The following is a 12,703-nucleotide window of genomic DNA, read 5'->3' as shown; positions in this document are numbered from 1 at the left end:
AGATCGATTATAATGTATTGCATGAAAAAAATCGATCATTTGTCGCTGGACGGCCACGCCCTCGAGCTGTTTCTCGCCGTGCTCGAGGAAGGTTCGGTCACTGCGGCGGCGACGCGGCTCGGCCTGACGCAGTCGGCGGTCAGTCACGGCCTGAACAAGCTGCGGCGGATCGCGGGCGATCCGCTGTTCGCCAAGTCCGGCCGCGGCATCGTCGCCACCGCCCATGCCCAGGCGCTGGCCGCGAAGGCGCGCGCCCTGATCGACGAGATGCGCAGCTTTGCCGGCGGCGTGACCTTCGAGCCGGCGCGCGCGCAGCTTTCGCTGACGATCGCCGCCAATGATTTTCAGCGCGACCTGCTGTTGCCGCGGTTCTTCGATCATGTCGCCGCGCAGGTGAAGAGCCTGAACCTGCGCGTGATCCCGTCGCAATCGCCCTCGCCCGCCATGCTGCGCGAAAACCGCTGCGATCTCCTGATCACGCCGCTACCGCCGTCGGGCGTCGACATCGTGCAGAAGCGCCTGCTGAGCGATCACTATGTCTGTTACTTCGATCCCAAGGCACGCGCCGCACCGTCAGGCCGGAGCGCTTATCTCACCGCGCGACATATCACCGTGGTCTATACCGACAACGAGCGGCTCGACTTCGACCGCCGGCTCGCTGCGAGCGGCTTCCACCGCGACATCGCCATTTCCGTGCCGAGCTTCTCCGGCGTGCCGTCGTTCCTGCGCGGCTCGCAGATGCTGGCGAGCATGCCGAGCCTGCTCGCGTCCGGCGTGATGCACGGTTTCGCGTATGCGCGAATTCCCTTGGCCTCACGCACGCGCACGCTGGCCGAGCTGCCGATGTTCATGGTCTGGCACCAGCGCTATCAGAAAGACCCGGCACATCGCTGGCTCAGGAGTCAGCTCGAGACGGTCGCAGCGACCGCATCAGGCGGCTGATCCAGAAGTCGGCGCCGCTGCGGCCGATCGGCCACACCAACGTCCGGAAATGTCGCGCCAGGCGTAGCAACCGGCCGAGTTCAACCGAACGGTCGATGCGCAATCCCCGACTCCTCGCCACGGTCGCGCCACTGGTGGAATGAGGTGAATACAATGAAGACAATTCTTGCGCTCATGCTCGGCGCAACTGCTGCGTTGACGGCGTCAGGTGCCGCTGCCGGGGAACTCGAAGACGTCAATGCGCGCCTCGAACGGCTGGAACGTCAGAATGCCGCGATCCGCAAGGAAAACGCTGCCTTACGCGAGAACCAGCGGCTGCACAAGGGAATATACGGCTGAAATCGCAGGGCGCGCAGGCTTCGGTCGAATCGGCCAGGACCGGCGCCCGATCGCACGGGGAAAACGGTACGTTCTCGGCCGTATCGGCGGCTTCGCGACAGGCCAAGAATCCGTTGCAGTCCTATGCCGCGGACTTCCCGGTCAAGGCGCCGCCGCTGGCCGGCCCGGCACTGTTCAGAGCCTGGGTGGAAGGCGGCGCAATCTGGAGCGGCGGGGATCCCGTGCTCCATACTTACTTCGACATCACTGGCGTCACCGGTGTCTTCGCCCTGACCCCCAAAGTCGGCTGGGAAACAGCCATCGGATTCGACCATCGCTTCGCCGCATCTCCCTGGCACATCAACGGTCAATTCCGCTACGGCGAAGGCGGCGAGACCAACGGTACGCGAACGATCAACTTCGCCTTCCCCCTCGGCGTAATAGGAACACAAACCTTCGGGGCCGCGTACAAGGAAACTCACTGGCTTGCTGATCTTGCGATCGGGCACGACATCGCCGGGCGCGGCCCAGATGCACTTCAGCTCAAGGCTGGTCTTCGCATTGCCGAATTCACCGCCCGGAGCTCGGACCCGAATGCCGAGACTCTCACCGGCCTCGGCCTCTCCTACACGACATCGAATTTCGTCGATACGCGCGCGAGCTTCCTGGGCGCGGGACCACTCATCGGTCTGGAAGGCTCGGTCCCATTCGCCGGCACATGGTCGTTCGACTATCACGGCGACGTCGCCTTGTTGGTGGGCCGGCAGCAGCAGCAGCGCACTGTGAGGAGCTTGTCTGACCCTCCACCACCCTTCGAACATGTGACGACGGACAGCAATCGTATCTTTGCCGGTTCGCTCAGCGCCGACATCCAGGTCGGCATCTCCTATTGGCTGACCCAGAACCTGAAGCTTGGCGCCAGCTACCGGCTCGATGCGTTCGTCAACGTGTTCAACGAGGCCGGCTCGTCCAACAACGGCTTCACGCCGGACCGTTACACCCACGGTCCGCGCGTCAGGCTGACGGGACAGTTCGACGCGATGTAGAAGCCGTCGCGGAACGTGCGGCGGGGGGCCTGCTCCTCGCCAAACCCACTGGTTGGGCGCGGGCGGCCACGCTAGAATTCGGTCATGACAGTGACCGACATTGCGAGCCGAACCTACAATCACAGCTGGCGGCTGGATCCCATCATCCGCAGCCTGCTCGATACCGACTTCTATAAGCTGTTGATGTTACAGATGATTCGGGAGGATTACCCGGATCAGCAGGTGACATTTTCGGTCATCAACCGCTCGCGCCATGTGCGCCTCGCCGAGATCATCGACGAGGGCGAGCTGCGCGCCCAGCTCGACCATGCCCGCACCATCCGCTTCACCAAGAAGGAGCTGATCTGGCTCGCGGGTAACACCTTCTACGGCAAGACCCACATGTTCTCGGCGGATTTCATCCGCTGGCTCGCCGAATTCCGCCTTCCCGAATACGAGCTGCGCAAGGTCGAGGGTCAATACGAGCTGCATTTCCACGGACCCTGGACGCACACCACGATGTGGGAAATCCCGGCACTCGCGATCCTCAACGAGTTGCGCTCGCGTTCGGCGATGAAGGGCCGCGGCCGCTTCGAGCTCGACGTGCTCTATGCGCGCGCCAAGGCCAAGCTGTGGACCAAGGTCGAGCGGCTGCGCAAGCTGGAGAATTTGCGGCTGTCGGACTTCGGCACCCGCCGCCGCCACGGCTTCCTGTGGCAGCGCTGGTGCGTCGAGGCGGTGAAGGAAGGCCTGGGTTCGTCCTTCATCGGCACCTCCAATGTGCTGCTCGCGATGGACAACGATCTCGAAGCCATCGGCACCAACGCGCACGAACTGCCGATGGTCGCGGCCGCGCTCGCCAAGGACGACGAGGAATTGCGCTGGGCGCCCTATCGCATCCTCGACCAGTGGCGCCAGACCTATGGCGGCAATCTCCTGATCGCGCTGCCTGACGCCTTCGGCACCAAGGCGTTCCTGCGCGATGCGCCGGAATGGGTCGCCGACTGGACCGGCTTCCGTCCTGACAGCGCGCCGCCGATCCAGGCGGGCGAGGAAATCATCGCCTGGTGGCAGAAGAAGGGCCGCAATCCCAGGGACAAGCTGCTGGTGTTCTCCGACGCGATGGATGTCGGCTCGATCGAGGAGACCTATCATCACTTCGCCGGCCGCGTGCGGCTCTCCTTCGGCTGGGGCACCAATCTCACCAATGACTTCGTCGGCTGCACGCCGGATGGCTCGTTCAGCCTCGATCCGATCTCGCTGGTCTGCAAGGTGTCGTCGGTCGACGGCCATCCGGCCGTCAAGCTCTCCGACAATCCGGAGAAGGCGACCGGAATGCCCTCCGAGATCGAGCGTTATCTGCGCGTGTTCGGCGACGCCGGTCGTGTGCGCAAGCCGGTGCTGGTCTAGTATTCTCTCGATCGGGTAAATCGCAGGCGACGAATGCGAGTCATCGGCTCGCCGAAACAGGGCCAGTTGCGATCTTCCGGCATTTGAAGCGATCTGCGCCCATCCGCTTCACAGCGCCTTCACCCTGCAACGCAGTCCCCTGTCTCTTTCAGATCGAGTTAAGCAACCATCTCCTCTACTTGGCGTTGCAGGCGCAACGCTCCGCTGGGGTCGTTGATCGATTTGGGGAATGCAGGGTGCTCCGCAGAACAGCGTCTTCGACGAAGGGAAACAGCTTCCTTCACGTCATCAAGCTCGTCTCGCCTTTCGTGATGGTCGTCGTGCTCCAGGCGGGGATCGCGGGATTCAGTCTCGAAGTGATGTCCTCGGTCCGCGCCTATGTCGCAGGCGAAGCGCTGTGGTCGCGCTCGCAGAAGAACGCCGTCTATTTCCTCAATCTCTATCTGCATTCGGGCAAGGCCAGCCAGTTCGCGCAATATCAGGCCTCGCTCGCCGTGCCGATCGGCGACGAATTCGCGCGCTGGGCGCTTGAGCGCGATCCGGTCGACGTCGAAGCCGCCCGCGTCGGTTTCCTGCAAGGTGGCAACCACCCCGATGACGTCCCGGGATTGATCTGGCTGTTTCGCTACTTCAATGGCGTCAGCTTCCTCCGGGAAGCGATCCGCGAGTGGGCTGCCACCGACCCCATGCTGCTGGAGCTGAGCGTCTTCGGCGAGGTGATCCGGTCCGAGCTGGACAACGGCCCTGTTCAGGACACGGGCCGCCTGCAATTCCTGTCGTCGCGGCTCTCGGACCTCAACGCTCAATTCACGGTGCATGCCAACCGCTTCTCCACCGTTCTCGGCGAAGGCTCCCGCGCCATCAAGGTGACGCTGACCGGCATCAACATCGTCACTGCGGTGATGCTGATCGTGCTCCTGGTCTGGCACACGCGGCGATTGCTGCTGCAGCGACAGGCCTTCGAGGACGCCTTGCATGCCGAGAAGGAGCGCCTCGCCTTTCAAGCTTCGCACGACTGGCTGACCGGGCTTTCGAACCGCCGCGCCTTCGAAGCGCGCCTGCAAGCCGAGCTGGACAATGTCGCAGCGGGCACGCTGGCACTGATCCTGCTCGACCTCGACCAGTTCAAGAGCGTCAACGACAGCTGCGGCCATCTCGCCGGCGACAGCCTGCTCGGCCAGGTTTCGCAGCTGTTGCAGCAGGACCGGCGGCCGCATGATCTCGTGGCCCGGCTCGGCGGCGACGAATTCGGCCTGATCCTGCCGCGGTGCTCGCTTCCGCGCGCCGTCGACATCGCAGAACGGCTGCGCCGGTCGCTCGAAATGTTCAGCTTCGCCTGGGAGGATCGTTGCTTTGCGGTGACGGCAAGCGTCGGTGTCACCTGCATCGCCGAAGGCGGCACCACGCTCGAAGACGCCATGCGCCGCGCGGACGCCGCCTGCTACCGCGCCAAGGAAAAGGGACGCAACCGGATCCAGGTCGACAATGCGAAATCGGATGTCGTCGTCGTTCCGGCGCGGCCGCGCGAGGCTGCCTGCGCCTGACGCGGCTCGTCGTGTTCATCGCGCGCAGGGAATCCCGAGGCCGGCGAGATGCGTGTCCAGGAACTGCTCGACCTGCTGGCGCAGCATCTGCGACGGCACCGCCACCATGCGGTCCTCGAGGCCCAGCGAGATGATCCCATGGACCGCCGAGAACAGCGTGCGCGAGAGCAGCGCGATCTTCACGTCGTCGGCATCCGGTAGCACCCGCACCAGAGGCGGATGCATCAGCGCAAACGCATCCATCACCATCTGGAGGATGTCATCTGGATAAGGACGGTCGTCCTCCATCCGGTGCTCGAACAACGAGCGCAGCAGATTGGCGTGTTCGGCGAAGAAATCGAGATAGGTCTCGGCCAGCCCATAGAGTTGGCGAACCGGATCCTCGGCCGAAACCCCGCGAAGGCGTAGTGTGAGCGCCTGGACGGTCTCCCGGTTGACGGTGAGGATCACCCCGTCGAAATCGCCGAACTCGTTATAGACGCTGCCGACCGAGCAGCCGGCGGCCTCCGCGATGTCCCGAACCTTTAACGATCTCAACCCTTTAGCCGCAATGATGCCGCGGGCGATCTCCAGGATCTGGAGCCGTCGCCGATTTTTTTTCTGGTCCCGCAGCGATTCTTCTTGAACATTGTTCATTTTCAAGCTACTCACGTGAACATTGTTCAAATTAACCCGGAGACCTGGAAAATGCAAACCCTCGCTGTTGATATCGCCTCGACCTTCGTCGATGACGCCGCCGCTCTCGCGACCGGCTTTGGCCGGGCGTTGCTCAAGTTCGCGATGACCCCGATCGATCGCATCGCAAATGCCTGCGACATTGCCGGCGTGCTGTCCGAACGGCGCGCGACCTTCCGGATGTGGCGGGCCAGTCGCGCCCGCGCCCGTCACGATGGCCGCCGCTTCAGCCTGCTCCGCCGCTTCTCGCCGTTCCGCCACCTCAATCATCTCACCTGAGCTGGCACGTTCGGAACGACTAGAATGCAAGGACCGCTTGCAACAAAGCACTCACCATGTCCCGACATTCGCAGCCCTTCCCGCAATCCTCGGCGATGCGGTTCACTTTCCTCATCGTGCGGCGCGATATCCCGATGGGTGCGGCCCTTCCGCCGGAAGCGCGGCCGCAGCCAGATATTTGCGAACCTAACGAGATCACTTGGAGACCAACAGGATCGGAGGACCGGGGGAACAGAGCAGGCGGTGACCGTCGTCACTCCGCAATCGTTCGTCCCATATCCTTCGGTCGTGACGTTTCATCAACAGCGTAACAACCTCAGGCTGCCTCGCCAAAACAGGACTAGTCATGATCAGGGATTTGATGTCGTCACGCCGCTTTGCGCCGCTGTTCTGGGCGCAGTTCTTCTCGGCACTCAATGACAACGTGCTCAAGAACGCACTCGTCATCATCCTGCTTTACAGTGCCGCGACCGGCCATGGCGACGCCCTGGTGACGGTGGCAGGCGCGGTGTTCATCTTCCCCTATTTCATCCTGTCCGGGCTCGGCGGCCAGCTCGCCGACAAGTACGTCAAATCCGTCGTCGCAAGGCGGCTCAAATTCGCCGAGATATTCGCCGCCGCCTTTGCCGCCGCCGGCTTCTTCCTGCACTCGGTGCCGCTGCTGTTCGCAGCGCTGGCACTGTTCGGCATCATCGCCGCCCTGTTCGGTCCCGTGAAATATTCGATGCTGCCGGACCAGCTCGAACTCGGCGAGCTCGCGACCGGCAATGCGCTGGTCGAAGGCGCGACCTTCATGGCCATCCTGCTCGGCACTGTTGCCGGCGGCCAATTCGTGGCGGGCTCGGCGCATATGGGCTGGGTCGCATCGGCCGTTGTTGTGCTGGCCCTGTTGTCCTGGGCCTTCGCCTCCCGCATTCCCGCAACCACGCCCTCCGCTCCCGATCTGCCCGTCACCGCAAATCCCTGGACCTCGACGCTGAGCCTGCTGAGGACGCTGCATGCCGACCGCCGGCTGTGGGACGGCACGGTGATCGTCTCCTGGTTCTGGCTGGTGGGCGCCATCGTGCTGTCGCTGCTGCCGGCCCTGATCAAGGAGGTCGTCGGTGGCACCGAGGGCGTGGTGACGCTGTGCCTTGCGATCTTCGCGATCGGTATTGCCATTGGCTCGCTGTTCGCAGCCAGCCTGAGCCACGTTCGCCCCAACCTCGCGCTGGTGCCGATCGGCGCCATCATCATGGGCTGCGCCGGCCTCGATCTCGCTTGGGCCATCGCCGTGACCACCAAGGGTCAGGACATCACCGCAGCCAGCTTCGCGACCTCATTCGCCGGCCTTCGCATGCTCGCCGATTTCGTCGCCTTCGCGTTCGGCGGCGGCCTGTTCGTCGTTCCCTCCTTCGCCGCCGTCCAGGCCTGGTCGGCACCGAACGAGCGCGCCCGCATCATCGCTGCCGGCAACGTGCTGCAGGCTGCCTTCATGGTGGTCGGCTCGCTGTTCGTCGCGCTTCTCCAGGCAGGCGGGCTGCATGTCGGCTGGATATTCTTTGGCCTCGGCGTCGCGAGCTTCGGCGCGGTGTGGTTCGTGTTGACGAAGTGGGGCAAGGAAGGCGTGCGCGATTTCGGCGGGCTCCTGTTCCGCGCGCTGTTCCGCACCGAGGTTCGCGGGCTCGAGAACCTGCCGCCCCCCGGCACGCGCATGCTGATCGCGCCGAACCATGTCAGCCTGATCGACGGCCCGCTGCTGCACGCCGTGCTGCCGATCGACGCGAGTTTCGCGGTCGACACCGGCATCTCCAAGGCCTGGTGGGCGAAGCCCTTCCTGCGCGTCGTCAAGCACTACACCATGGACCCCACCAAGCCGCTCGCCGCACGTGACCTGATCAAGCTGGTCGCCGCCGGCGAACCGGTGGTGATCTTCCCGGAAGGACGCATCACCGTCTCCGGTTCGCTGATGAAGGTCTATGACGGCACCGCGATGATCGCCGACAAGGCCGACGCCGTGGTCGTTCCGGTCCGCATCGAGGGCGCACAGCGCTCGCATCTCAGCTACCTCAACTCCAGCCAGATCAAACGCTCGTGGTTCCCGCGGGTGACGGTCACGATCCTGCCGCCGGTCAAGCTCCCGGTCGACGAGGCGCTGAAGGGCAAGGCGCGCCGCAACGCCGCGGGCGCCGCGCTCCAGGACGTGATGATCGACGCCTTGGTCAAGAACGCCATGCTCGACCAAACGCTGTTCGAAGCGCTCGGCCACGCCTATCGCGACCGCGACACCGGCAAGGTCATCATCGAGGACGCGCTCGGCACCAAACTGACCTATCGCAAGCTGATCCTCGGCGCGCAGGTGTTGAGCCGCAAGCTCGAGGTCGGCACCACGGCCGGCGAGAATGTCGGCGTGCTGCTGCCGAATTCGGCGGGAGTTGCCGTCGTGTTCATGGCGCTGCAAAGCATCGGCCGCGTCCCCGCAATGCTCAACTTCTCCGCCGGGCCGGTCAACGTTCTCGCCGCGATGAAGGCCGCCCAGGTCAAGACGGTGCTGACGTCAAAAGCCTTCATCGAGAAGGGCAAGCTCGACAAGCTGATGGCGGCGATCTCCGCGGAAGCGCGCGTGGTCTATCTCGAGGACGTCCGCGCCTCGATCGGCACAGCCGACAAGATCAGGGGCTTACTCGGCGGCACCGCGCCACGTGTCGCCCGCCAGGCGAACGATCCGGCCGTCGTGCTGTTCACGTCGGGCTCGGAAGGCACGCCCAAGGGCGTGGTGCTGTCCCACCGCAACATCCTCGCCAACGCGGCGCAGGCGCTGGCGCGGGTCGATGCCAACGCCAATGACAAGGTGTTCAACGTGCTGCCGGTGTTCCATTCATTCGGACTGACCGGCGGAATGATGATGCCGCTGCTCGCAGGCATTCCGATCTACATGTACCCCTCCCCGCTGCATTACCGCATCGTGCCCGAGCTGATCTACCAGACCGGCGCCACCATCCTGTTCGGCACTGATACGTTCCTCACCGGCTATGCGCGCTCGGCGCACGCCTACGATTTCCGCACGCTGCGCCTCGTGATCGCCGGCGCCGAAGCAGTCAAGGACCGCACGCGGCAGGTGTTCATGGAGCGCTACGGCATCCGCATCCTCGAAGGCTATGGCGTCACCGAGACCGCACCGGTGCTGGCAATGAACACGCCGATGGCCAACCGCCCCGGCACGGTCGGCCGTCTGTCGCCGCTGATGGAAAGCAGGCTCGATCCCGTCCCTGGCATCGAGGAAGGCGGACGCCTTTCGGTGCGCGGACCGAACGTGATGCTGGGCTACCTGCGCGCCGAAAATCCCGGCGTGCTCGAAAGGCTCGCCGAAGGCTGGCACGACACCGGCGACATCGTGTCGATCGACTCCGCCGGCTTCATCACCATCAGGGGACGCGCCAAGCGCTTTGCCAAGATCGCGGGCGAAATGGTCTCGCTCTCGGCGGTCGAGAGCATCGCGGCGACGCTGTGGCCGCAAGCCGCATCGGTCGCCGTATCGATTCCCGACCAGCGCAAGGGCGAGCGTATCGTCTTGCTGACGACGGAAAAGAACGCCGAGCGCAGCGCGATGCAGGCCCGGGCCAAGACGATCGGCGCCTCCGAACTGACCGTTCCCGCGACGATCATGGTGGTCGACAAGGTGCCGCTGCTCGGCACCGGCAAGACCGACTATGTCACCGCAACCACGATGGCCCGCGAGCAGGCGTCCGCGCCGGAGCGCGAGGTGGCGTAAGGCTCAGGACCGTCGCACCGGCACATGCCCGGTGCGACGCTCCCCTCATTTGCTCGCACGAACATCATCCCACAGTGCGACGGACGCTCGCCGAAGCGCCTGCTGAACTGAAATCCCATGCCGCCGGCTCAAGAGATACGCCGGCGCCGCACGCCGCTCAAGAGCCGGCTTCGCTGCGCCGCTCCTGCGCGTAACGCACCAGCGCCACAAAGCGATAGATGCCGTGCACGAACTTGCCATAGGGCAAGGTGATGAACAGGGCAAACACCGCGCCGAGATGCAGCGCGAGCAGCGGCCCCATGGCTGCAGTTTCGCGCAGGATCAGAAGCAGCATGCCGGTGAACCCGGTCAGGAACAGCATGGTGATGAATCCGACATCCATGCCATAGCTGTTCTCGTCGAGCAGATCAGGATCATGGCGCGTCTTGGCCATGAACAGGCCGATCGGACCGACGATGAGGCCGATGCCGCCAAGAGTGCCCAGCACAACCGGCAGGTCCCACCATGGATACGGCGCCTCGCGGCCGAGCAGATAGTGATAGAGCGTGGCCACCGATGTTGCAACGAAACACAGCAGCAAGCCGTAGAACGTCAAATGATGAAAAAGCTTGCGCCGGTCGGTCGGCTTGTCGTCCTCGTTGTAGCAACCGACACCGCCGCCATGGAGATAGCGTAGCTCGCCGAGGTCGCGGATCGCCTGGAAGATGGAGCCCGTGTCGGCATGGCCGCCGATGGGCGAGCCGATGTCGCGCCAGAATGCGCGAACGCTCATGACCAGCGCCAGAATCGCGAAGAGAAACGCAGCGCTGAACAGCGCGGCCATCGCATTGTGCGGCATCAGTCGGTAGAACGCGCCGGGGCCGGTTTGCACACCGAAAAGCACGCCGCGGTCGTTCAGTGCCGCGAAACCGAAAACGAAGGCCGCCATGCTGAGCGCGGCGATGACACTGATGACCAATCCGTTGCGCGCGAAGGCGCCGGACAGCGCCTTTGGCCAGGCATAGGCGGCATAGGATTCGGCACGCGCGATCGCGAGCGTCTTCGGAACATTCACGTTGAATTCGTGTGGCGGCGAGAACTGGCAGTCGACGTAGCAAGCGCCGCAGGCATGGCAGAGATTGGCGAGATAGTTGAGGTCACCGTCCGAGAAAGCGCGGCGCATCTCCATGGCCGGAAACACCGCGCAAAGACCCTCGCAGTAGCGGCAGGAATTGCAGACCGTCATCAGACGGTCGGCTTCGTCGAGGGTCCTAGTTCCGTGCATGTTTCGCCGCTTCCCGTCCTGCGATACGCCCGAACACGCTGCCGATGGTCATGCCCATGCCGGCGGCATAACCCTTGCCGAGCACGTTGCCGGCCATGATCTCGCCGGCAGCGAACATGTTGCCCGACGGCTTGCCGTCAGTCATCAGCATCCGCGCCTCCTTGTTCACGCGCGTGCCGAGATAGGTGAAGGTGATGCCGGGCCGCACCGGATAGGCGAGATAAGGCGGCGTCTCGATCTTGCGGGCCCAGTGCGTCTTTTGCGGCGTGATACCTTCGGTGCGGCAATCGTCCAGGATGGTGTGATCGAACGTGCCAGGCCGCACCGCGGCGTTGAACTCGGCGATAGTCTTTTCCAGCGCGGCTGGATCGAGCTCGAGCTTGCCGGCAAGCTCGGCCAGGGTCTGTCCGGCGATCGGCGGGAACAGCGTCGGCATGAAGCTGGTGACGACGGTCGAGTCGAAAATGATGTAGGCGATCTGGTCGGGCTGAGCCGCGACCAGCCGGCCCCAGATCGCGTAGCGCTTCGGCCAGATGTCCTCGCCCTCGTCATAGAAGCGTTGCGCGTGTTTGTTGACGACGATGCCGAACACGACGGAGTCATGGCGCGTGATGATGCCGCCGTCGAATTTCGGCGCGCGGGCGTCGATCGCGACGGCATGGCACTGGGTGGGATCGCCGACCTCCTGCACGCCCTTGTCGAGCAGCATCTTCAGGATCGAGCCGCGGTTATAGGGCGTGCCGCGGATCAGGAAATTGTCGGCGGCCTCGCCCCAATATTGCTTCAGCCATTCGATGTTGGCTTCAAACCCGCCGGCCGCGGCGACCAGCGCCGTCGCGCGGATCTCGGTTTCGCCCTTGACCGGCCGCTTGAGACGCGCTGCGAGGAACATGCCATCCTCGATCGCGAGGTCGGTGACTTCGGCGTCGTATTCGACCTCGACGCCGAGCTGCTCGGCGGTCAGATACAGCGCGTTCAGCATCGCGCGGCCGCCGCCGAGGAAGAAAGAGTTGGTGCGGCCGAGGCTCAGCGTGCCGCCGAGCGAGGGTTGCCAGCGCACGCCCTGCTCCACGATCCAGTTCAGGATATCTTTGGACTCCCGGATCATGTGGCGGGCAAGCGCCTCGTCGGTCTGCCCGCCGGTGACGCGCAGCAGGTCCTCCCAGAATTCCTCCTCGGTATAGGGTCCGGTCAGGATCTCGGTGCCGGTGTCGTGGGCGCAGCGCATGTTGCGGGTGTGGCGTGTGTTGCCGCCGCGATAGAATTTCGGCGCGCCTTCGAGCACCAGCACCGAGGCGCCGCCGCGGCGCGCCGAGATCGCCGCGCACAGCGCCGCGTTGCCGCCGCCGATCACCAGCACGTCGTATTTGCTGCCCATGCGGTCCGCCCGATGCGACGAAGTTGGAGACATTCTGCCCGCCGGCGGCGGCCGGTCAATGCCGTCCGCCATTGCGCACTTTCGTATACAAAGATATACAAAAGGCAGCAAGTGCCA

Annotated in this window: 9 protein-coding genes; 6 read left to right on the top strand and 3 right to left on the bottom strand. The window is 64.2% G+C overall.

Annotated features, from left to right (window positions below):
* The first annotated feature begins 12 nt into the window (after positions 1–12).
* The 5 genes from AC5V87_RS09725 (at position 13) to AC5V87_RS09705 (ending at position 5,239) form a co-directional block, all read left to right on the top strand.
* Positions 13–942: a LysR family transcriptional regulator gene (locus AC5V87_RS09725; RefSeq protein WP_495371870.1), complete on the top strand. Its 930-nt coding sequence runs from the start codon at positions 13–15 to the stop codon at positions 940–942.
* A gap of 153 nt (positions 943–1,095) precedes the next feature.
* Complete coding sequence (locus AC5V87_RS09720; protein WP_495370805.1) at positions 1,096–1,281, top strand: hypothetical protein; 186 nt, start codon at positions 1,096–1,098, stop codon at positions 1,279–1,281.
* Positions 1,282–1,394: 113 nt separating this feature from the next.
* Complete coding sequence (locus AC5V87_RS09715; RefSeq protein WP_495370804.1) at positions 1,395–2,306, top strand: Lpg1974 family pore-forming outer membrane protein; 912 nt, start codon at positions 1,395–1,397, stop codon at positions 2,304–2,306.
* 84 nt (positions 2,307–2,390) lie between these two features.
* A complete protein-coding gene (gene pncB / locus AC5V87_RS09710) occupies positions 2,391–3,695 on the top strand; it encodes a nicotinate phosphoribosyltransferase (protein ID WP_495370803.1) in 1,305 nt (434 codons plus the stop codon).
* A gap of 236 nt (positions 3,696–3,931) precedes the next feature.
* Positions 3,932–5,239, top strand: coding sequence for a GGDEF domain-containing protein (locus AC5V87_RS09705; protein WP_495370802.1), 1,308 nt, complete (start codon positions 3,932–3,934; stop codon positions 5,237–5,239).
* Between the two features lie 15 nt (positions 5,240–5,254).
* Here AC5V87_RS09705 and AC5V87_RS09700 read toward each other — a convergent pair whose 3' ends face one another.
* On the bottom strand, positions 5,255–5,875 hold the full coding sequence (locus tag AC5V87_RS09700) for a TetR/AcrR family transcriptional regulator (protein ID WP_495371869.1): 621 nt from the start codon (positions 5,873–5,875) through the stop codon (positions 5,255–5,257).
* A gap of 664 nt (positions 5,876–6,539) precedes the next feature.
* Between AC5V87_RS09700 and AC5V87_RS09695 the strand changes: the two genes are divergently transcribed.
* A complete protein-coding gene (locus tag AC5V87_RS09695; protein WP_495370801.1) occupies positions 6,540–9,944 on the top strand; it encodes an acyl-[ACP]--phospholipid O-acyltransferase in 3,405 nt (1,134 codons plus the stop codon).
* A 157-nt stretch (positions 9,945–10,101) separates the two neighbouring features.
* On the opposite strand, the gene tcuB is transcribed toward AC5V87_RS09695, so the two are convergent.
* Together tcuB and tcuA are read right to left on the bottom strand one after the other, a co-directional pair.
* Positions 10,102–11,208: a tricarballylate utilization 4Fe-4S protein TcuB gene (gene tcuB, locus AC5V87_RS09690; RefSeq protein ID WP_495370800.1), complete on the bottom strand. Its 1,107-nt coding sequence runs from the start codon at positions 11,206–11,208 to the stop codon at positions 10,102–10,104.
* Positions 11,195–12,586: an FAD-dependent tricarballylate dehydrogenase TcuA gene (gene tcuA, locus AC5V87_RS09685; protein WP_495370799.1), complete on the bottom strand. Its 1,392-nt coding sequence runs from the start codon at positions 12,584–12,586 to the stop codon at positions 11,195–11,197. The genes tcuB and tcuA overlap by 14 nt, the downstream gene beginning before the upstream one ends.
* Positions 12,587–12,703: the final 117 nt, after the last annotated feature.

The organism is Bradyrhizobium sp. SOJA106 (genome assembly GCF_059448745.1).
Note: the sequence above shows the minus strand (reverse complement) of the source record. Positions and strands in the feature narration are given on the sequence as shown.